The sequence below is a fragment of the Acinetobacter sp. NIPH 2699 genome, from assembly GCF_022549355.1.
Lineage (GTDB): Bacteria > Pseudomonadota > Gammaproteobacteria > Pseudomonadales > Moraxellaceae > Acinetobacter.
Window position 1 is genome coordinate 118,248 of sequence record NZ_JAKZGL010000008.1, and the last position, 20,607, is coordinate 138,854.

At 38.2% G+C, this 20,607-nt stretch carries 20 protein-coding genes; 5 read left to right on the forward strand and 15 right to left on the reverse strand.

Annotation, left to right across the window (positions count from 1 at the left end; genetic code table 11):
- The first annotated feature begins 65 nt into the window (after positions 1–65).
- Entirely contained in the window at positions 66–698 is a 633-nt protein-coding gene (locus MMP72_RS09930; RefSeq protein WP_241316850.1) for a hypothetical protein, read from the forward strand.
- A 37-nt stretch (positions 699–735) separates the two neighbouring features.
- On the opposite strand, the gene MMP72_RS09935 is transcribed toward MMP72_RS09930, so the two are convergent.
- Positions 736–1,146, reverse strand: coding sequence for an OsmC family protein (locus tag MMP72_RS09935; protein WP_241316852.1), 411 nt, complete (start codon positions 1,144–1,146; stop codon positions 736–738).
- A gap of 100 nt (positions 1,147–1,246) precedes the next feature.
- Positions 1,247–2,338 (reverse strand): hypothetical protein, encoded by a 1,092-nt coding sequence (locus MMP72_RS09940; RefSeq protein WP_241316854.1) that lies wholly within the window; start codon positions 2,336–2,338, stop codon positions 1,247–1,249.
- Between the two features lie 266 nt (positions 2,339–2,604).
- Here MMP72_RS09940 and MMP72_RS09945 point away from each other — a divergent pair, with 266 nt between their 5' ends.
- Complete coding sequence (locus MMP72_RS09945; RefSeq protein WP_241316856.1) at positions 2,605–3,186, forward strand: YceI family protein; 582 nt, start codon at positions 2,605–2,607, stop codon at positions 3,184–3,186.
- Between the two features lie 82 nt (positions 3,187–3,268).
- Here the strand turns inward: MMP72_RS09945 and MMP72_RS09950 are convergent, their stop codons facing one another.
- From MMP72_RS09950 to MMP72_RS09960, 3 genes are all read right to left on the reverse strand, one after another.
- On the reverse strand, positions 3,269–3,775 hold the full coding sequence (locus MMP72_RS09950) for an N-acetyltransferase (protein ID WP_241316858.1): 507 nt from the start codon (positions 3,773–3,775) through the stop codon (positions 3,269–3,271).
- A 118-nt stretch (positions 3,776–3,893) separates the two neighbouring features.
- Entirely contained in the window at positions 3,894–4,151 is a 258-nt protein-coding gene (locus MMP72_RS09955) for a YjhX family toxin (protein ID WP_241316860.1), read from the reverse strand.
- A 256-nt stretch (positions 4,152–4,407) separates the two neighbouring features.
- A complete protein-coding gene (locus MMP72_RS09960) occupies positions 4,408–4,941 on the reverse strand; it encodes a lecithin retinol acyltransferase family protein (RefSeq protein ID WP_241316862.1) in 534 nt (177 codons plus the stop codon).
- 174 nt (positions 4,942–5,115) lie between these two features.
- Here MMP72_RS09960 and MMP72_RS09965 point away from each other — a divergent pair, with 174 nt between their 5' ends.
- On the forward strand, positions 5,116–5,850 hold the full coding sequence (locus tag MMP72_RS09965) for a phosphodiester glycosidase family protein (RefSeq protein ID WP_241316864.1): 735 nt from the start codon (positions 5,116–5,118) through the stop codon (positions 5,848–5,850).
- A 35-nt stretch (positions 5,851–5,885) separates the two neighbouring features.
- On the opposite strand, the gene MMP72_RS09970 is transcribed toward MMP72_RS09965, so the two are convergent.
- The 3 genes from MMP72_RS09970 to putA form a co-directional block, all read right to left on the reverse strand.
- Positions 5,886–6,113, reverse strand: a complete 228-nt coding sequence (locus MMP72_RS09970) for a hypothetical protein (protein WP_241316866.1) — start codon at positions 6,111–6,113, stop codon at positions 5,886–5,888.
- Between the two features lie 248 nt (positions 6,114–6,361).
- Positions 6,362–7,447: a tRNA (uridine(54)-C5)-methyltransferase TrmA gene (gene trmA / locus MMP72_RS09975; RefSeq protein WP_241316868.1), complete on the reverse strand. Its 1,086-nt coding sequence runs from the start codon at positions 7,445–7,447 to the stop codon at positions 6,362–6,364.
- Positions 7,448–7,709: 262 nt separating this feature from the next.
- Positions 7,710–11,474, reverse strand: coding sequence for a trifunctional transcriptional regulator/proline dehydrogenase/L-glutamate gamma-semialdehyde dehydrogenase (gene putA / locus MMP72_RS09980; protein ID WP_241316869.1), 3,765 nt, complete (start codon positions 11,472–11,474; stop codon positions 7,710–7,712).
- 115 nt (positions 11,475–11,589) lie between these two features.
- On the opposite strand from putA, the gene MMP72_RS09985 reads away from it, so the two are divergent.
- Entirely contained in the window at positions 11,590–12,081 is a 492-nt protein-coding gene (locus tag MMP72_RS09985; protein WP_241316871.1) for an Lrp/AsnC ligand binding domain-containing protein, read from the forward strand.
- Positions 12,082–12,128: 47 nt separating this feature from the next.
- Here MMP72_RS09985 and putP read toward each other — a convergent pair whose 3' ends face one another.
- The 5 genes from putP to MMP72_RS10010 form a co-directional block, all read right to left on the reverse strand.
- Positions 12,129–13,625, reverse strand: coding sequence for a sodium/proline symporter PutP (gene putP, locus MMP72_RS09990; protein ID WP_241316873.1), 1,497 nt, complete (start codon positions 13,623–13,625; stop codon positions 12,129–12,131).
- A gap of 480 nt (positions 13,626–14,105) precedes the next feature.
- Entirely contained in the window at positions 14,106–14,480 is a 375-nt protein-coding gene (gene gcvH / locus MMP72_RS09995) for a glycine cleavage system protein GcvH (RefSeq protein ID WP_241316875.1), read from the reverse strand.
- Between the two features lie 91 nt (positions 14,481–14,571).
- Complete coding sequence (locus MMP72_RS10000; RefSeq protein WP_241316877.1) at positions 14,572–15,597, reverse strand: AraC family transcriptional regulator; 1,026 nt, start codon at positions 15,595–15,597, stop codon at positions 14,572–14,574.
- A gap of 115 nt (positions 15,598–15,712) precedes the next feature.
- On the reverse strand, positions 15,713–16,153 hold the full coding sequence (locus MMP72_RS10005) for a MaoC family dehydratase (RefSeq protein WP_241316879.1): 441 nt from the start codon (positions 16,151–16,153) through the stop codon (positions 15,713–15,715).
- On the reverse strand, positions 16,153–18,000 hold the full coding sequence (locus MMP72_RS10010; protein ID WP_241316881.1) for an ABC transporter ATP-binding protein: 1,848 nt from the start codon (positions 17,998–18,000) through the stop codon (positions 16,153–16,155). The genes MMP72_RS10005 and MMP72_RS10010 overlap by 1 nt, the downstream gene beginning before the upstream one ends.
- 327 nt (positions 18,001–18,327) lie before the next feature.
- On the opposite strand from MMP72_RS10010, the gene MMP72_RS10015 reads away from it, so the two are divergent.
- Positions 18,328–18,510, forward strand: a complete 183-nt coding sequence (locus MMP72_RS10015) for a hypothetical protein (RefSeq protein WP_241316883.1) — start codon at positions 18,328–18,330, stop codon at positions 18,508–18,510.
- A gap of 186 nt (positions 18,511–18,696) precedes the next feature.
- On the opposite strand, the gene MMP72_RS10020 is transcribed toward MMP72_RS10015, so the two are convergent.
- Complete coding sequence (locus MMP72_RS10020; protein ID WP_241316885.1) at positions 18,697–19,953, reverse strand: mechanosensitive ion channel family protein; 1,257 nt, start codon at positions 19,951–19,953, stop codon at positions 18,697–18,699.
- Between the two features lie 114 nt (positions 19,954–20,067).
- Complete coding sequence (locus MMP72_RS10025) at positions 20,068–20,607, reverse strand: DUF2058 domain-containing protein (protein WP_241316886.1); 540 nt, start codon at positions 20,605–20,607, stop codon at positions 20,068–20,070.

Genomic DNA, 20,607 nt, shown 5'->3' on the forward strand with positions numbered 1-20,607 from the left:
TGTTGATATATAATTAAAGAAATTTTTAAACATACTTTAATTCTATAGGCCAAATAACAACTATTATGAATGACATACCGCCACATTTATTCTCAATGATTTGTAGAATTGCTGCCAACCGTACTTATTATTTTGAGTTTGATGAATGGCGTATAAACCTTAGGAATGCTTTGTTTGAACAAAGTACTATGGCTGAACTCAATATAGGTTTTGATATCGAGGTTCTTTTCACAGAAGACCCAAAACAGAACTTATGTAAATATCAGCTATTTAAAAATACAGACTCTTTAATTCAGAGTTTGAAGGATATCGAAAATTTATCCGCTTGGCGGTTCTTTGGAATTGAGTGTATTGATGAATATGAAACACAGTTTTTAAAGATTGCAAGCTTAGAGATGGTTCAGTATTTTGAAAAAACAGATCTTTTTCCACAGTATAAGTCTAAAATTATAGAGCTGGTGAATATACTTCTAACCCATAAATATGGTTATGAGTTAAGAAGCGTTGATGAAAAATACATTAAATTGGACCAGCAAAAAGGGATCTTCTACTGTCCAGATGACAAGAGCGAAGTGAATTGGTATGACTTAACTTATATGATCATAAGCTCAGAGGCAAAACAGGTCATTCCTGAAAATATGTTGAAAGAATTTGAATGCCAGGAACTGAATTATCAGTTAAATATTAATTTTTTATAAATATGGTTTTTAAAATAAAAAACCATAATTATATCATTTATCCAATACTTAATTCACTCTGAATCGAAATATTAGAGGTTAATAATTTATGAACAGGGCAGCTTTCAGCCACTTTAAGGAGCCGTTTGTGCTGGTCTTCGGTAAATTCACCTGTTAATACGATTTTTCGCTCAATATTGTTTTGACCTGTTTCAGGTTTGCCATTTGGATTTAAGCTTAAATTTACTTGAACATGATCAAGCTGAATACCTTTATGTTTGGCATACATTTCTAAGGTAATTGTCGTGCAAGCCCCTAAAGCTGAAAGTAAAAGCTGAACGGGGTTGGGTGCGCTGTCTTGACCACCTTTATCAGTTGGTTCATCAGCATACCATTGATGACCAGAGGAATCTGTTAGCGTGACACGGTAGGGTGTTGTCGTACTTTGAGCTTGAACGGAGTGAGTCATACTTTACCTTGTTATTCACTTGATGATTTTAGCTGTGTTCATAAATTTTAGCTTAAGAAAAAATAAGAGCAACAATGCTCTTATTTTTGGGTTAATTAAATCAGTAACGTGCTTTGGCGAGCAAATTGGCATTGTCATCTAAAAACTTTGCATCTAGAAAATGGGCTTTACCGCCATGTTGAAGCACAATTGATAAAATATCATCTACAATATCATCAGTATTGGTTGTATCTAAGTTAAGTTCAACATTTAAGGTTTCAGCATCAACTGTTGCTGGTTGTACATAACCTTTACGTATAAAGATCTGATCAATACGACCTTCTTTTGCAGCGCGATAAATCGAGGATAGGTCTTCAATTAATAGATTTTGACTTTTCGCCTGACTGATTTCAGCTTGTGACGCTTGCTGAAGTGTCGTTCGATATGAGTCAACTTTATCCTGAGCTTCGTCAATCAGTAGGCGAGCTTCCGCTTCTAAGTTGGTGCTATTGGTCACAGTTGCAGCGATGGCAGTTGGATTATCACTGACTTGTTGATAGAAAGAGACCGTACGTTCATCACCAACGACAAAAATAGGTAAAGAATTTTGCTTGTAAACTTCTTGAACACTTTTGTCGACACGGTTTAAAAACTCTTTTATATAATTTTCCTCTTTTGTTGCATTGGAGCGATCATTTGAGCTTGTTGTATAAAGATGTGTGTTCTCAATTGGAAAATTTAAACCTTGTAATTCATCATCTTGATGAAATTCACGTACCAATTGATCGTTAAAGACCTCTAATAAGCGTCCTTGATCCCTTGAAACAATCACTAAATAATAGTGAACCGCATTGTTCAGTTCACGAAGAATGTCTCGTGTTGCAAAATGCTGATCGATGATAACTCGTGGCTTCACTTGAAATGGAAAATTTAGAATTTGTGTATCTTCGGCACTTGCGAAAATAGCCAAAGTATCTAAGTTATAGTTGTGGTTGTGATCTGCAAGTTTCTGTTCAATTTGATGTAGCAGTGCTTCTGCTTCGCGTTTATCATAATTTTCAGATAATCGTGTTTCTAACTCTTTCAATGCATTTTTTAAAGCAATGGCATCTTGTTGATTGTCAGGGAAAGTTCGATGGGTCGGAACAAAAATGCTGATAGCGGGATTTGCTTGCGTTATGTTTAATTGATCAAATATTTTTTGTAAATTCATGCAACTTTCTCCAAATAAAAATATAAATTTTTTTAAAGGTGATTAATTTTTATAACATCGTTTGATAAAAACCATGGTTAAAAAATGATAAGTTTTGTACAGGCTAAATTTAATCTAGTTGTTGTTAAGATGAATTTTATGGGATTGTGTTATTTTGTTAAGGGGCTTCGTTGCAAAAACAAAACACTGTGTCGTAAATCACCCACATTCTATTCTTATCATTTTCTAATACAATTTAATAAATCTGAAAATCAATCGAGGAATACATGAACAATTTAAAAGCTTTATCTCTAGGTGTATGTTTAGCATTAGGTTCAACGCTAGTTCAAGCGAAAGCTGTTGACTATAAAATTGATCCAACCCATACCGCAACAGTGTTTAGCTGGAATCACTTTGGTTTTTCTACGCCAAGCGCTAACTTTACAGACATCCAAGGTGTAATTAAAGTTGATAATGAAAAACCTGCAAACTCATCTGTTGAAGTGACCATTCCTTTAAGCAGTGTCAACACAAGCGTTGTGGCTTTAGATAAAGAGTTCCAAGAAGAAGCGTGGTTTAATGCTGCGAAATATCCAAACATTACTTTTAAAAGTACCAAAGTAGAAACCAAAGACAAAAAACACTTCAAGATTACTGGTGATTTGACTGTAAAAGGTGTGACGAAACCAGTGGTATTGGATGCTGTATTGAATAAACAAGGTGAGCATCCAATGGCAAAAGTTCCTGCGATTGGCTTTAATGCAACCACTTCATTTGATCGTTCTGCCTTTGGCATTGGAAGTTATGTGCCGAATGTTGGCGATAAGATCACTGTAAATATCACGACTGAAGCAACTGCCGCGAAGTAAATTAAAGAAATCAGTAAATAAAAAAGCAGTCAGGCTAAAAAACTGACTGCTTTTTTTATTTAGAATTTATGAAGTTTGCATATTATGCAGTGGCATTAAAGGCATCTTCATAAGTGACTATGCCTGTTGGAACATGTGCTGTAAAGGGTAGGATTTGGAAATATTCAGCAGGCACACTTTCTAAAACAAGCCTTGAATCTGCTTTAAAACCAAATCGGCCATAATACTGTGGATCACCAAGTAATACAGAGCCAAACGCATCTAAATCTTTGATTGCTTCTAAGCCTGCCTGCATAAGCTTGGATCCGATACCTTTGCCCTGATGTTTGGGTAAAATAGAGATTGGACCTAAACCATACCAGCCTTGAGTTCCATCTGAGATGTGCACAGGTGAAAATGCAATATGCCCAATAATTTCATCGTTATTTCCTGCAACTAAAGATAGCGTTAGCTGGTTGGAAGCGCGTAAAGCATTTACGATGAATTGTTCAGTGTGACTAGAATGTTCTTCAGTTTCAAAAGCAATTTTTGTTAAATCAAATATGGCTTGAATATCAGTAATGTTTTCATCACGAATATGGATATTCATATTAATTTTCTCTCATGTTTCTTTATCCAAGATATCTCGGATTGGTTTAAATAGTGGGGAAGAATTCATATTTTGTAATCGGCCCACAGCGATGAGTTTATTCAAATTGAGGGCTGTGCTAACGATTGTCTAATTGAGGGCGTACAGACCTAAGCTCATGTAAATTAATTTGATAGGGCTGTCCATTGATGGATTTGATCAGTCTTTTCTTTCTTAGCTTATTAAAAACGTCAAGGTTGCAATCAGACAATAAGAAACCTTCTCGGTTATAGCATTCTACAGCGATGATTTGACCAACGTTATTGCGAAGTTTTACGATTTTACCGCCTTTAGCTAAGACGTGAAGTGTCCTTTGTTCGGACTTCGATAAGTTCATGTTGTTATCCAGATATAAGTAATCATAGGCAAAGTTCGGCTTTTTAAAGCCACAAAAATCGCGTTGATAACCCATTTCAATATGTCATTGAAATACGATTATCAGATTACTGCTATCTCCAACATAAAACCCTCGATATGGATGAGATACGAAATGTATCGCGAATAATTGTATAGAAGTGAAGAATACAAGTAAATCGTTATGTGAATTTTACCTTAATTTTTAAAATTCTAGGCTATAAGTAAGTAATCTTGTTTTATTTCTTAGAATGCTTCGCTTTTAATCGTAGATACGTCGGTGTCGATTTTTTTGCTTGTCGACGGAGCATCATTTTTATGTACAGTACAATTGCAAAACAAGCTGTCGCAACCGTCAACATTAAGCTATTCATATAGCTCATCACTGAACTGACATAACCAATCGTAGCAAGTCGATGTTGCATACGTTCAACTTGCGTACTTGACTCAACACCTGTGATGGCCCAAGTACATAAATGTTCGCAATTATTAATAATTAGATGATAGTTGTTTTCATGCATGCGCGAGCGCATACGTTTTACTACAGCTTTTGCTTGATAGCGAGGTGATGGATAGTTTCGAATATAAATGACTTTATTTCGTGCGAAACGTTGCAATGAAGTTATTTCGATCGGATGCTTTTTAAAAATATGGGCAAAACCTGAATAATGAATGACTCGCCCACGACCTGCATAAATCCCATGATGACTATACCCAAAGTGTTTAACAATGAGGTGTGCACCGAGAGGGTAACGTGGTTTTTTTTGCTGCATACTGATACAAGGTTTTTGTATTTACTCAGCTATTCTAATCAAAAAAGGTGAAGCAATCGAGTATATTTATGCAGGTATATAGAAGAATGTGTGTCTGGGTTGTATCTATTCTTTTTACACTGTACTTAGTTATGCAAAAACAAACTCAGGTCGATCATCATACGTGGGATTCAAATGAAAAAATGGCTTTTGACAGGACTGATTGTTTTCCTTGGACCCACGGCATATGCAATGCAACACCAAACGATCAATGCGGATCATGCGACTTATGATGTAATCAAAGTAACGAATCTCAGTCAGTTGGAACTCTATTTAAAAAGTCCTCAAACGAATCGTTATTATCAGAAATTTTCAAATATTCAACAAGCGTTGCCCAGATGTGCACAACTTAACTTTGCAATGAATGCCGGTATGTACCACGCTAATTTTCAGCCAGTCGGGCTTTATGTAGAAAAAGGGCAAAAGTTTTCGATGCTAAACGAAGCTAAGGGCTTTGGTAACTTCTTTATGCAACCGAATGGCGTACTGGCTTGGAATCATCAACAAGCCACGATCAAAACGACAGCCGACTATAAACACCAAGGATTTAACGCTTTATATGCAACGCAATCAGGACCAATGTTGCTTTATAACAGAAAAATAAATCGCAACTTTTTAGTTGATTCAAGTTCATTGAAGATTCGAAATGGTGTTGGTGTTAAAAATAATCAGTTGTACTTTGTGATTTCTCGGCAGCAAGTGAGTTTTTATCAATTTGCGCAATTTTTTAAACAACAATTAAAAATAGATCATGCTTTATATTTAGATGGTTCAATTTCCAGTCTATATTCAGGATCAACCAAACAACATGATCAAATGTTTAATTTAGGGCCGATTGTCGCAGAAGTTGATCGTAGTGTATGTAAATAAAATCCCTAGTCTCTTTAAAGAGACTAGGGATATTTTTATTGAAGAGGCGGTTTGATGAGTGCCAGCAACTCTTTGCGACTATAGCCTCGAGAAATAAGTACTTTTTTGATGCCTTTGATCACATCTTCATCTGTTGCTTTAACTAAAGCATCCAGCAGTTGTTCATTTGATTTGCAAGAACAATCATTTTCAACACAAGAAGTTTGGTTCTTGTGTTCATTATATTGCTGTTCCGCAGTGAACAGTTTTTGCCAAAAACTCATAGAGCCTTCATATACAGCCTAACATAGTTCGAAATATAACCAATCTAAAATAAATTACAAGCCAAGAACAGTGATAAAAGCAGCAGTTGAACTCAAATTTTTCCGATGATGATTAATGAAATCAACGAAATTATGACAGGCTCATAGCTTGAACTTTGTGAAAAATTGTATTTTGTCTAAAAATATAGTTAAATAATAAGGGTTTATTAAATCCCTTATTATTTTTCTGTTACATAGACATAATTTGTTTAAATCTTTTCGAGCAAAACGCCTGATTCAACATGGTGCGTAAAAGGGAATTGATCGAACATGGCAAACTTACGAATACGATGTGTTTCAGCCAAGGTTTTCAAATTGTCATGTAAGGTATCAGGGTTACATGAGATATAAATAATGCGTTCGAAACCTTGCAGTAATTTAAGCGTTTCGTCATCAATCCCTGCACGTGGTGGATCGACAAAGATGGTGTCAAAGTCATAGCTTTGAATATCAATATTGGCTTCTTGCAAACGTCTAAATTCACGTTCACCTTGATAGGCTTGGGTAAATTCTTCAGCAGATAAACGCGCGACTTGAATATTCTCAATTTTATTTTGTTCAATATTCCATTGCGCTGCATATACAGACGACTTGGCGAGTTCTGTTGCGAGGACACGATTAAACTTTAAAGACAGTGGAAGGGTAAAGTTACCATTGCCACAATACAATTCTAAAAGGTCTTTCTGTGAAGCTTCTGCTGCATCACAGGCCCATTCCAGCATATGCTGGCATACTTGTGCATTGGGTTGAGTAAAACTACTTTCAATTTGTTTGTATTTAAACGTTCGTCCATGTACGTTGAGTTGCTCAACCACATAATCATCACCAATAATGACTTTTTGACCGCGACTTCGACCCATAATTTTAATATTGAGCTTTTCAGCTAAAGCTTTAGCAGCAATTTCCCATTCTGCATCTAATTTTCGATGGTAAATCAGTGTAACTAACATTTCACCGCTTAATGTCGCAAGGAAGTCAGCTTCAAAAATACGTTGAGATAAAATTGGCGTTGCTTTTAATTCTTGTAATAAACGTGGCATTAATTCGTTGATACTACGATCTGCAATTGGAAACTCATCGACACGAACGACTTCTTTTTGTTTGCCATCTTCAGCACGTTCAAACATAGCATAGAACAAATCATCTTCTGTATGCCAGAGACGAAATTCGGCACGCATACGAAAATGTTGTTCAGCGGATTGAAAGACTTCTAAAGTGGGTGGATTGAACGGAGCAAATTGTGTGGTGATTCGTTCAATTTTCTCTTGAAGTTGCTGTTGATAAGATACGGTCATAACTACCAAAAATACAAAACAAATTTAGCTGTGAATGGTATCAAAATTTTGTGGATTGACCTAGTTCTGATTGAGCCGATAATGGCAACTTTAACTAGCGTGAATTCAATTAAAATACACCATCAACTTATCGAAAAATAACTGCCTTATATTAGATTTTGTCTAAAAGGCTATGCTCAACTGAACTTAACTATTTATATATGAATAATAAAAAACCCGAACCATGTAAACATGATTCGGGCTAGGAGATTGAAGACCTAAATTAGTCTTCAGATAAAGTCATCAAACTCGCATTACCGCCTGCTGCCGCAGTATTTACGCTAATGGCACGTTCGATGACGAGGCGTTCTAGAGGAATCTGTTCATCTATTTGAAGATGAGTAATTCCCACGATTGCTCCAGAACGGTTCGCAATTTTATGTTGTAGAGTTTGTAGTTGCTCAACAGAACCTTGATGTAATACCGCATCAAAGTGATCTGTTTCAACACGAGCAATAACTTTGATTGCGGCTAAAACCTCTTTTGGTAACGAAGCTTGGTGTTTAGTCAAGAATACGTTGTCTTTTAGCATTGCTGCTGAACTACCTACTGCAAAAATTGCGAGAAGTTGCTGCAACTGACCACGCTCATCATCTGCGATTGAAAGCACACGATGGCGAGGTAAGATAATGTATTGATTGCTCTCACCAGTAGGGCCTTGCAACTCGTAAAACTTACCTACACCAAATGCAGGAATCGTTGTAATTGCTTGAGGCATATTTTGGTTTGCCCAAGATAACAAGTTTTGATAAGCAACATTCGATACTGCATCAAAATTTGAAATTTCAGCTTTCATTGCAAATGGGGTTGCTAAAACTTTCTCTGAGCAATGTTCCATCAAGCGATACATATACAGTGGACCGCCTGCTTTTGGACCTGTACCTGATAAGCCTTCACCACCAAATGGTTGTACGCCTACGACAGCACCAACGATATTACGGTTGATGTATAGGTTACCCACTTCAGCGCGCTGGATCACGGTGTTGATGGTTTCATCAATACGTGTATGTAGACCCATGGTTAAACCGTAGCCTTTGGCATTGATACGATCGATCAATTGCTCAAGCTCGCCATATTTATAAGTGATGATATGTAATACAGGACCAAATACTTCACGCTCTAGGTCATCGAGGTTTGGTAATTCAATGGCTGTAGGCGGAACAAATGTGCCTTGAGCAAGTGCTTGTTGGCTTGTTGCATCATTAAACATCAATTGATGAACAGGGTAGCCCTTAGATTTCATCTTTTGAATGTGAGTATCAATGGTTTGTTTTGCTTCTTGATCAATAACAGGACCAATGTCAGTTTTTAAGATGGCAGGATGACCTACGATCAACTGTTGCATTGCACCTTTTAGCATTTTGATCACAGTCTCAGCGCTATCTTCTTGTACACATAAGATACGAAGTGCAGAGCAACGTTGACCAGCACTGTCAAATGCAGAGCTTACAACATCCAATACCACTTGCTCAGTCAGTGCTGAAGAATCCACGATCATCGCATTTTGACCACCTGTTTCCGCGATTAGCGGGATCGGTTGACCATTAGCCGATAAACGCTTTGCGACAGTCTTTTGCAAGATTTTTGCAACTTCGGTCGAACCTGTGAACATGATGCCTTGGATACGATCATCTTGGCTGAGTTGCGCACCAACCGTTTCACCACGACCAGGAAGTAACTGAACCACACCGCGTGGCACACCAGCTTCCCAAAGTATTTGTACGGCTTGAGCTGCAATAAGTGGTGTTTGTTCCGCAGGTTTGGCAATTACACAGTTACCGCTGACCAATGCTGCTGCAATCTGACCAGAGAAAATCGCAAGAGGGAAGTTCCATGGACTGATACAAAGTACTGTACCCAATGGTTTTACTTGTGCATTTACAGGTAAATTTTCAATTTGAGTTGCATAGTAGCGTAAGAAATCTACTGCTTCACGAACTTCCGCAATCGCATTGGCATAAGTTTTACCACTTTCACGGCAAAGTAAAACCATTAATTCTTGAATGCGAGATTCCATTAAATCAGCAGCACGTTTCAAGCAAGCAGCACGTTCTACTTTATCGGTAGCAGCCCAGCTTTGTTGTGCTTGTACCGCTGCTTCTAAGGCAAGCTGTACATCTGCGCTGGTTGCTTCATTGACATGACCTACAACTTCACTGTTCTGTGCAGGGTTTGTAATTGCAATTGCATTACTTGCATCGTGAACAGTGGATTCAAAACCAAGTAATGGCGCGCTTTTCCAAATGTGGCTACGTAATTTTTGTGCAGTTGCATCTAAAGCGGCTAAAGGCTGATCATTGTTTAAATCAAAACCATTTGAGTTTGGACGCAATGGATATAAATCGTGCGGTAAAGGAATCGCAGGGTGTTTTAAACCAAGCTGACCTTCATCTTTCGCAGCAGTTTGAATATCTTTGATTGGCGATTGGATCAGGTCTTCAACTTTTAAAGTTTTGTCAGCAATACGGTTTACAAATGATGTGTTTGCACCATTTTCCAATAGACGACGTACCAGATAAGCCAATAATGTTTCATGGTTACCGACTGGTGCGTAAATACGACATGGAATACCCAGTTTATTGTCTTCTTTTGAACCGACTACTTGTTCGTACAATGGCTCACCCATACCGTGTAAGCATTGGAACTCGTATTGACCAGGGTAATATTTGCTTGGGTCAGCAAGCTTGTAAATCGTTGCAAGGGATTGAGCATTGTGTGTTGCGAACTGAGGATAAACCTGTTCAGGTGCAGCAAGTAATTTTTTCGCACATGCGATGTATGACAAATCCGTGTGAACTTTACGCGTAAACACAGGGTAATCGGTCATACCATCAATTTGTGCTTTCTTGATCTCGCTATCCCAATACGCACCTTTCACCAAACGAATCATTAAACGTTTGTTACTGCGTTTTGCAAGATCAACAATATAATCAACCACGTAGAAACAACGTTTTTGATAAGCTTGAATAACGAAACCAATGCCTTTCCAGTCGGCAAGTTTTGGTTCGAAACATAAACGCTCAAGCAATTCGAGTGAAATTTCTAAGCGTTCAGACTCTTCAGCATCGATGTTTAAGCCAATATCGTATTGTTTTGCTAGATAAGCAAGTTCAAAGACTTTGTTGTAAAGTTCATGGTGAACGCGATCAATTTGCGCACGTTGATAACGTGGATGCAATGCAGAAAGTTTGATTGAGATACCAGGACCGTCATAGACACCACGACCATTGGATGCTTTACCAATTGCATGAATCGCTTGAGTATAATCATCGTAATAACGTTCAGCATCATGCTCGGTCAGTGCTGCTTCACCAAGCATATCGTATGAGTAGCGGAAACCTTTATGTTCAAGGGGTTTGGCATGTTCAAGCGCTTCTTCAATGGTTTCGCCAGTGACAAATTGTTCACCCATCATGCGCATGGCGACATCAACCGCTTTACGGATGATGCCACGTCCACTACGAGCCAATAGACCTGTTAAGACACTTGATAAACTGGTTTGCTTTGGTGTTTCCATGAGCTTGCCTGTGAGCATCAAACCCCAAGCAGCAGCATTGACAAACATGAGGTTACTTTGACCCAAATGCTCTTTCCAGTTGCCTTGGTTGATTTTGTCACGGATTAACAAGTCACGTGTAGCTGTGTCTGGAATACGAAGCAATGCTTCTGCCAAACACATGAGCGCAACACCTTCTTGCGAAGAAAGTGAAAATTCTTGAAGTAAACCTTGAACAATCCCTGCTTTACCAGTCGAACTTTTACGTTCACGCAAATTATTCGCAAGATTAAAAGCCAGTTCATAAATTTTTTGATCAAGGTCGGGAGAGATATTTGCTGCTTCAGCAAGTTCTGCTACTGACTCAGGTTCTGCACGTCGCCAAGCAGTATTAATACTTTGCTCAAACTCACTTTTTTCTTTAAATTCGGTGATATAACCACCCTTGTCGTGAGTTGTGTCCATTTGTGCGTGGGTATCCAATGTATTCATTGCTAAATTCCGATAACAATACTCTATTGAGTATAGAGGTTTAGATAATTTATAATTACAGAATAAAACCCGAATAACTCACTATAATTCACCCATTTTTTAGAGGAAAATTCAGTTGGATAGCCCTATTTATACATTGGATCGTACTGATTTGAAAATTCTGGATATTCTTCAAACAGATGGACGGATTTCTAACAGTAAGTTGGCTGAGTTAGTGAATCTTTCACCAACGGCCGTGATGGCGCGTGTGCAGAAGTTGACGAAGGATGAATTTATCTTGGGCTATGAGGCCAAACTCAATCCAAACAAACTCAATGCAAGTTTTTTAGTCTTTGTGGAAGTACTTCTAGATAAAACCACACCCAACGTTTTAGAAGATTTTATTGACGCGGTGACGCAATACCAAGAAATCGTCGAATGTCACATGGTCAGTGGCGGTTTTGATTTCTTAATCAAGCTACGCAGTGCAGGAATGGAGGAGTTTCGCCGTATTGCGGGTCAAATTTTATGGCAGTTACCCGGTGTAAAAGAAACCCGAAGCTATCCTGTAATGCAGGTTATTAAAGACAGTTCAAAAATAAAAATTAAATCACGGACAAAATTTTAGGCAAAAGAAAAGGGGCTCGAAAGCCCCTTAAATCTTATTTAAAACGATTATTTCATTTCTCTTGCATAAATTTCATCAGCTTGTTCAAAGCGACTCGTTACCGCTGTATTTGGTGCTTTGCCAAGTAAGCTCACCACAACAATGCTGATTAACGCGAAAGCGAAGCCTGGGATGATTTCGTATATGCCTGTATCGCCAAAGAAGTTTTTCCAAACAATAACCGTTACCGCACCAATGATCATACCGACCAATGCGCCGTTTAATGTCATGCGTTTCCAGAACAATGAAAGGATGATTAACGGACCAAATGCCGCACCGAAACCAGCCCAAGCATAAGCAACTAGACCAAGTACTTTACTTTCTGGGTTTTGCGCTAAGAACAGGGCAAGCATTGCAACTGCGATAACCATCGCACGACCAATCCAAACCAGTTCTTTTTGAGAAGCATTTTTGCGGAGAAAACCTTTGTACAAATCTTCTGTCAACGCACTAGAACAAACCAGTAATTGGCAACTCAATGTACTCATGATCGCAGATAAAATTGCCGCAAGGATGATACCAACCACCCATGGGTTGAATAAAATCTTGGTCAGTTCCATGAATACGGTTTCAGGGTTGGCTAGAACCGCAGCACCGAGTTCAGGATATTGTTGGAAATATGCGATACCAATAAAGCCTGAGCCAACTGCGCCAGCTAAACATAAAATCATCCATGTCATGCCGATACGGCGTGCAGCAGGAATTGATTTCACTGAATCAGCCGCCATAAAACGAACGAGAATATGCGGTTGACCAAAATAGCCTAAACCCCAAGCTGCTGCTGAAAGAATCGCAACAAAACTTAAGTTTGAAACAAAATCATAGGCATGTGGACGTGCTGTTTCAACTAATGCAGTAAACTCTTCAGCACCGATGCCTAAAGACATGTAGGTGACGATAGGAAGAAGCAATAAGGCAAAAATCATTAAGCCTGCTTGGAAAGTATCTGTCCAACTAATCGCTAAGAAACCACCAATGCAGACATAACCAATCGTTGCAAATGCACCTAACCATAATGCTGTTTGATACGGCAGTTCGAATAGTGTTTCAAATAAACGTGCACCAGCGACCATGCCTGAAGCACAATAAATCGCGAAGAAAACCAAAATAATTAATGCAGATGTGACACGTAAGATTTTTTTCTGGTCATCAAAACGACCCGTAAAATAATCAGGTAGGGTAAGGGCATTATTTTGCACTTCGGTATGTACACGTAAGCGTCCAGCAACCAAATACCAGTTGAGCCACGCACCAATAATTAAGCCGATCGCAATCCAAGATTCAGATAGTCCAGCAAAATAAATTGCGCCAGGTAAACCCATGAGTAGCCAGCCACTCATGTCTGATGCACCTGCTGATAAAGCGGTGACAAAACTACCTAAACTTCGTCCTCCAAGAATATAATCATCAAGATTTTTGGTAGAAAAATAGGCGTACAAACCTACACCCAGCATGGCACTAATATAGACCATGAAAACAACAACAGTGGGATCAGAGAAATTCATAATGGATGCTCATCCTTATATATCCATAACGGTACAACCCCATCTGAATAGCCTGAAAATGATTTACTATTCTAATAAGATTGATAAGGTGACAGATTCAAGCACGAATGTTTTTTGAAACACTGTTACATAAGTGTATATTATTTGTATTGTTTATGTAATTAAAATTATGTGTCTGAATATGCGGTTTTTAATATAAAAAAATCACTTTTTTTATTTAAAAATTTGGCTTTATTGCTAGAGAAATGAGCACATTATTTTAGAATGTTACAAATAAAAAGCTTGGATGATTAAAATATTGGGCTTAATCGCAAAAATAGAGTGAAAATTCATGAAACATAAAGTTACAAGGGGCAAGAATTAGAGATCCTTGGTCATAACAAACCTTAATGTTGGGTCATTTTACTTAAGTTGTTATTCAAATCAAAAAAGCCCAGTTTAATTTAAACTGGGCTTTTTCTTGGGTGGGTTTATAAAGAATTATAAACCAGATTCGTATTCTTCATTTGATAGGAGTTTTTCAACATCAGCCATATTGTCTGGTTTGATCTTATAGATCCAACCTTTGCCATACGGTTCTTCATTGACAAAATCAGGATCATCTTCAAGCTCAGTATTTACTTCAACCACTGTACCTGAAACGGGTGCATGAATATCAGACGCTGTTTTTACAGATTCAACAATACCAGCTTGTTCAGTTGCAGTAACTTGACTGCCGACCTCAGGTGTTTCGACATAAACCAAATCACCCAACTCATCTTGTGCATGGTCAGTAATCCCAGTCACAACTAAGTCACCTTCAATTCTTACCCATTCATGCGTACTCGCATATTTCAAATCTACTGGATGATTCATGACAACTCCTTAACAATCCATCTCATCATTTTTGTTTCGTTTTATACAGGTTTTTGAATAAAAACAAAAGTTTTATCAATGAAGCCCGATATTACAAATACGGATCTTTACGCCAGTTACTTGGACTACGACCACTCCAGCGTTTAAAAGCACGGCTAAAATTTGCAACATCAGAATAACCTAATTCATCCGCAATTTGTTCTAAACTGTAATCTGTTCGTGAAAGGAGTGAGGTCGCATGTCGATAGCGTACCTCGTCAACCAAGGTTGAAAAAGAAGTTCCTTCCGCTGCAAGCTGCCGTTTCAATGTGCGATCTGACATGTGCAAACGATCAGCCACACTTTCAATACTCAAATAATGTTGTTCTGAGTTGGTCAAAATATCACGGACACGCATCGCTAAACGACGGCGTTCACCTAAAGCAGAGAGCTCAGTTTCACATTGATTAATGGCAATTTGGCTGGCGATAGGGTCAGCATTGACCATTTTTAAGCCTAGATATTTTTTATCAAAACTTGAAATCAAATGTGGCTGATTAAAGCGAACGGTGCTGGTCAATTTATCACGATATTTATCAAACCCAGCAGGCTCAGCAAAGTCTAAATCAACCTCACCACTTAAGTCTTCGATTCCTGTCAAAGCTTTAGCCATGGTCATAATACCAATGGTGAGCCCCAGAATAATTTCAGTTCGCAAAGGCTCAACTTCAATATCACATTGTAATTGTAATGTTGCTTTAGGACCGAAAGTAGAAAAATAAAGTTGTAGAAAAGGTAAACGTAATTGGATAAAACGGCTGGCAAGCGCGATCGCATCTGTAATGTCATGTGCGGTCATGATGGCATAGCCAATAAAGCCATGGATCGAGATACGCATTTGCGTACCTAAGTGAAAGCCAAGTGTAGTTTCACCAGTGAGGCGTAAAGCATGCTTCACCAATTCATTGGCAATCGGTGTTGGAATTCGATAGTTTGGATCAGCCAGTTGTTCGCTCGTTAAATGAAAAGGAGCAAATAAAGTTTCATCGCTATATCCCCAGCGAGAAACAACATCTAATAACAATAAGCCATAGACGCCTGGTATTCCTTGATCTTGTCGAGTTGAGGTCGTTTTCATGTGCTATCCGTGGCGGCTCATCGATCTTTACAAGTACTTTTCAAACATCTTTGCATGAAATAAAAGAATGAATCATAAAAATTGTTGGACAAGACAGTCACCTAATCCTCAAAAATTAAGTTGGCTTTCTAAAGACGAGAACTTTAGTTGTAGATATTAATAGCACATCGCCGTGTTGGTTCAAAGCTTGTGTTACATAGCTGACGATACCGCGATCATGTTTGGTTTTGGACGGTACGATAGCCGTAATTTCAACCTCAACATGGATTCTATCGCCGACACGCGTGGGGCGAGGCCAGCGTAAACTTGATTCTGTACCTAACAATCCACCTGCAATCGGGAAACATTCAGTCCATAAACGCATAACCACAGCGGAAGTATGCCATCCGCTTGCAGCTAAACCTTGAAAGATTGGATGTTGTGCCGCAGCCTCTTCATCGAGATGAAAGGATTGAGGATCGTATTGGCTCGCAAACTGTTTAACTTCTTCAAGCGTCATTTCATATTCACGACTAATGAAATGATCACCAATATTTAAATCTTCTAAATACAACATTATTCGGTGTCCTGAGTCACTCGTTGTTCAACTAAAAAGCCGCCTGTTTGGCGTTTCCAAAGTTGGGCATACAAGCCATCATTCGCTATCAGTTGTTCATGTGTACCTTGTTCAGCAATTCTGCCTTGATCAAGGACAATGAGACGGTCCATTTGTGCAATAGTAGATAAACGGTGCGCAATTGCAATGACCGTTTTGCCAACCATTAAGTCATTTAAACTGGATTGAATCGCAGCTTCCACTTCAGAATCAAGTGCACTTGTGGCTTCATCAAGGATAAGGATCGGCGCATCTTTAAGAAAAACACGTGAAATAGCAATACGCTGACGTTGACCACCAGAGAGTTTTACACCGCGCTCACCAACATAAGCATCAAATCCTATACGACCCTTTTGATCGCTAAGTTGGGGGATAAATTCTTCAGCGCGAGCTTTTCTCACTGCTTGTTGAATTTCAGCCTCACTCGCATTTGGACGACCGTATTTAATATTTTCTGCCACGGTACGATGCAAAAGTGAGGTATCTTGTGTCACTAACGCAATATTGGCGCGTAAACTATCTTGAGTTACGTTTTGAATATCTTGTCCATCAATCAAAATACGACCTTGATTAATCTGGTAAAAATGCAGTAACAGTTGAATTAATGTAGATTTACCAGCGCCAGAACGCCCCACAATACCGATTTTCTCACCCGGTTTGATGGTTAGATTAAAATGATCAATGACATTCTTCTGATTATAAGCAAAGCTAACATTTTCAAAACGAATTTCACCCTGTTGAACTTTTAATTGAGTGGCGTCTTTTTTGTCTTGGATTTGAATTGGCTTACCTAAGGTTTTCATACCATCTTGAATCGTTCCGACATTTTCAAAGAGCATAGTAATATGCCACATGATAAATTCAGCTAGGCTATCAAGTTTCAATACCATTGCTGTCGTTGCTGCAATGACACCTATCGCAGCTTGGCCTTGTGTCCATAACCAAACAGACGTGCCAATTACACCAATAAAAAGAAAAGCACTCAGTAGCCGAATACTAATTTGATATTTCACGCCTAAACGCATTTGTTTATAAACCGTTTCCATGAATTCTTTCATGGATTCTTTGGCATACTGACTTTCACGACCTGCATGTGCAAACAGTTTCACGGTTTGAATATTGGTGTAGGCATCCGTGATACGGCCTGTCATTATCGAACGTGCATCTGCTTGTGCTTGAGATATTTTTCCTAAACGTGGAATAAAATAACTGGCAATCGCAATAAACAAAACCAACCATATAATGAGAGGGAGGATCAGGATGGGCGATATAGAACCAAGCACGATACTGATGGTAATAAAATAAATAAGTACATAAACCAGCATATCGCCAAGAATCATCCAAAATTCTCGTACAGCTAATGCGGTCTGCATCACTTTGGCTGATAGACGACCTGCAAAGTCGGTATGGAAAAAATCTAGGCTTTGTTGCAACAATAAATTATGAAAGCGCCAACGCATACGCATTGGAAAATTACTAAATAAAACTTGATGTTTAATGACGGCTTGTAAGCTAACGAAGAAGATGTTGGCAAATAATATACTGATCAGAATGGTTATATTTTGCTGATTGGTCGCAAAAAATGTATTGGGCTGACTATTACTAAGCCAATCAACCAATTTACCAATATAAGAAAAGAACAGTGCTTCAAAACACGCTGCTGCGGCTGTACAGGCGATGAGTAGGAATAAATAGGGACGAATGCCTTGCGTCGCTTTCCAAACAAAAGCAAAGAACGTTGTGGGTAATGGTTTGTGTAAGTCTTTACTTGGATATGGGTCGACTAATTTTTCAAACCATCGCAACATTGTTTCTTTCCTCTAAGTTTAAAAAAGTATAAACATATAGTCATTATAGGATAGCAGAAAATCGATGCCATAAACGTGAAAAGTGAAATTGTGCACATTCTAAAGGGCTTAACGTTGCTTGAAATTTATTATTCTCTAAGATCGTTTTAATCCTAAATATTGGCGGATTGATGGTCCGCAAATGACGTCTTTGATCTAGGGGGGAGTATAAATTAAGTTTGAGTAGAGAGAAATGATGAGTGGTCACAATAAAGCGATAATAATACTGGAACTTAGCATGCAAAACAGCAATAATTGTGACCTGCCTCACAATTATGTGGATGTTAAATGTTAAAAAAAGTTGGCAATTTTACTGTTTGTTTGTTGTTCATCGCCAGTATGTTCTTTTTAATTCGTGGAGCTGCTCCATCTATTGATATTGTTTTGATTGCTATTTCGCTAGCCTTGTTGATAGCAGCATATTTGTTGGCATCTGAGTTTAATTTAAATCTACTGAAGTGGACGAAATAGTTTTTTATAAAGTTTGAAAGTGTGTAAAAGTTATGGTTATGAAAACTAGGCTTAAGTATAAATATATCTAGTTATCGCTATGAAATCTGATATCTATAACTCAATGGCTTGAGGGCGCTGTATCTATCCATTCATCTGGATTGAGTAAGACCTTCAAGCCATTGCAGCTTTATTCTGTGTATTGATTTAGGTTAGTTTTTCAACATCTACTTCGTGTTTAAAAGTCTGAAAATCATGACCTGATGGTGCTTGATAAATTCTTAAGCCAAATTCAGGAACAATTGCAATTAAATGATCGAAAATATCAGATTGGATTGCTTCATAAGATGCCCATGCAATCGTGTTGGTAAATGCGTAGATCTCTAAAGGTAAACCTTCACTGGTTGGTTGTAACTGGCGAACCAAAATCGTTTGATTCTGTGCAATGCCAGAGTGTTGACGTAAGTAAAACTCAACATAAGCCCTAAACGTTCCCAAATTTGTTAAACGTCGTTGATTGTATTGTGAATGATTACTCAAATGATTGTTGAATTCTTCAATCTCTGATTGTTTTGCATCAAGGTATTGATCTAACAATAAAAAATCTTTGAGTTTTTGTTGCTCTTCATTGTTCATAAAATGCACACTACTTTGATCAAGAAAAAGTGAGCGTTTCATCCGACGACAACCTGAGTCACTCATTCCACGCCAATTTCTAAAGGTATCCGTCACAAGTTTGTTGGTTGGAATAGTGGTAAAGGTTTTATCAAAGTTCTGAACGGTCACTGTATGTAATGACATATCAATGACATCACCATCGGCATTTAAAGAGGGCATTTCAATCCAGTCGCCTATACGAACCATATCGTAAGATGTGATTTGCACACTGGCCACCAAAGAAAGAATCGTGTTTTGGAACACGAGCATTAATACCGCTGCCATTGCCCCGAAGCCAGCGAGCAAGGTGAAAACATCTCTTTTGAGGAAGGTACCTAAAATCAATAAGCCACACACCACAAATAAGACCAATTTGACCAGTTGCAAATAGCCTTTAATTGGCTTATTTCTTGATTTAGGATTACGTTGATAGACTAAATTAAAGATATTCAGTGCTTCACTGACTGCTAGTGCGATGGTGAGGAAAATAAAGGCCTGAGCACCCATTTGCACAAGGCTGATCACTTTCTCTGATAGATGTGGGACAGTGCTGATCCCATTCATAATCACAATCGCAGGAACAATATTTGCTAAACGACGAGTAACACTATGCTGTGCAAAGATAGATTGATTTGGAGACTTAAATTTTGTAATTAAATGGCGAATACCACGAACGATAATTCTTTTAGCAATAAAATTTGCCAGTGCTGCAAATAAGATTAAGATGATTAAGGCAAGTAACATCTCTAGCCAAGGATAATGACTCAACTCATTTTGAATATTGCGTATAAAATTTAAATAATCCAAAACCAAACACCTTAAAATTCTTTGAGGGGGAATTGTAAGGTGTAATAAGGCTTTCGTTTATTTTTATCACAGTTTATATACGATCTGTAAGGCATCTTTACAGAGTAGGACTGTTTACCACATTAAATCATCAGGAATGACATAAGCTGCGTATGGATCTTCCTCATCTGTGGTTTGGCTATTTTCTGCTGTATTATTATTCACCAAGATGAATCCTTGCATCTTCTGATCAATTTTCTCCGCTAATTCTTTGGGAAGACAGGCGTAACTCTCTTGATCTTTTGCAATGACCAGTGAACCAGACACCAGCGCGTTATAGACTTGTTGAGCAAGATAGATTTTTTTGATTTTATTATCATCAATAAATTGATAGGCAATATCGCCTTCGGTCTGTTGTACTTTGTGCTGTTTGATCATTTGGATGATTGAGGCTTTGAGGGCTTTTTCTTCCAAAATACGTTGTTTCTCTGAATTTAGCGCTTGATCCTTGGCTATTTTTTCTTGTTTAGCACGATCAATCTCAGCTTTAAATGTTGCATCATCATTTTGCCCTGTACGTTGCTCATGCTGCACTTGTTTGGTTAATTTTTTTGCTTTTTTATTATCCACCAAACCCGCTTTTAATAACTGAGCTTGCAATGCATTTTTAACCAT

Coding starts and splice junctions, on each gene's coding strand:
- MMP72_RS09930 (WP_241316850.1), top strand. CDS start 66: ATGAATGACATACCGCCACATTTATTCTCAATGATTTGTAGAATTGCT.
- MMP72_RS09935 (WP_241316852.1), bottom strand. CDS start 1,146: ATGACTCACTCCGTTCAAGCTCAAAGTACGACAACACCCTACCGTGTC.
- MMP72_RS09940 (WP_241316854.1), bottom strand. CDS start 2,338: ATGAATTTACAAAAAATATTTGATCAATTAAACATAACGCAAGCAAAT.
- MMP72_RS09945 (WP_241316856.1), top strand. CDS start 2,605: ATGAACAATTTAAAAGCTTTATCTCTAGGTGTATGTTTAGCATTAGGT.
- MMP72_RS09950 (WP_241316858.1), bottom strand. CDS start 3,775: ATGAATATCCATATTCGTGATGAAAACATTACTGATATTCAAGCCATA.
- MMP72_RS09955 (WP_241316860.1), bottom strand. CDS start 4,151: ATGAACTTATCGAAGTCCGAACAAAGGACACTTCACGTCTTAGCTAAA.
- MMP72_RS09960 (WP_241316862.1), bottom strand. CDS start 4,941: ATGCAGCAAAAAAAACCACGTTACCCTCTCGGTGCACACCTCATTGTT.
- MMP72_RS09965 (WP_241316864.1), top strand. CDS start 5,116: ATGAAAAAATGGCTTTTGACAGGACTGATTGTTTTCCTTGGACCCACG.
- MMP72_RS09970 (WP_241316866.1), bottom strand. CDS start 6,113: ATGAGTTTTTGGCAAAAACTGTTCACTGCGGAACAGCAATATAATGAA.
- trmA (WP_241316868.1), bottom strand. CDS start 7,447: ATGACCGTATCTTATCAACAGCAACTTCAAGAGAAAATTGAACGAATC.
- putA (WP_241316869.1), bottom strand. CDS start 11,474: ATGAATACATTGGATACCCACGCACAAATGGACACAACTCACGACAAG.
- putP (WP_241316873.1), bottom strand. CDS start 13,625: ATGAATTTCTCTGATCCCACTGTTGTTGTTTTCATGGTCTATATTAGT.
- gcvH (WP_241316875.1), bottom strand. CDS start 14,480: ATGAATCATCCAGTAGATTTGAAATATGCGAGTACGCATGAATGGGTA.
- MMP72_RS10000 (WP_241316877.1), bottom strand. CDS start 15,597: ATGAAAACGACCTCAACTCGACAAGATCAAGGAATACCAGGCGTCTAT.
- MMP72_RS10005 (WP_241316879.1), bottom strand. CDS start 16,153: ATGTTGTATTTAGAAGATTTAAATATTGGTGATCATTTCATTAGTCGT.
- MMP72_RS10010 (WP_241316881.1), bottom strand. CDS start 18,000: ATGTTGCGATGGTTTGAAAAATTAGTCGACCCATATCCAAGTAAAGAC.
- MMP72_RS10015 (WP_241316883.1), top strand. CDS start 18,328: ATGTTAAAAAAAGTTGGCAATTTTACTGTTTGTTTGTTGTTCATCGCC.
- MMP72_RS10025 (WP_241316886.1), bottom strand. CDS start 20,607: ATGGTTAAAAATGCATTGCAAGCTCAGTTATTAAAAGCGGGTTTGGTG.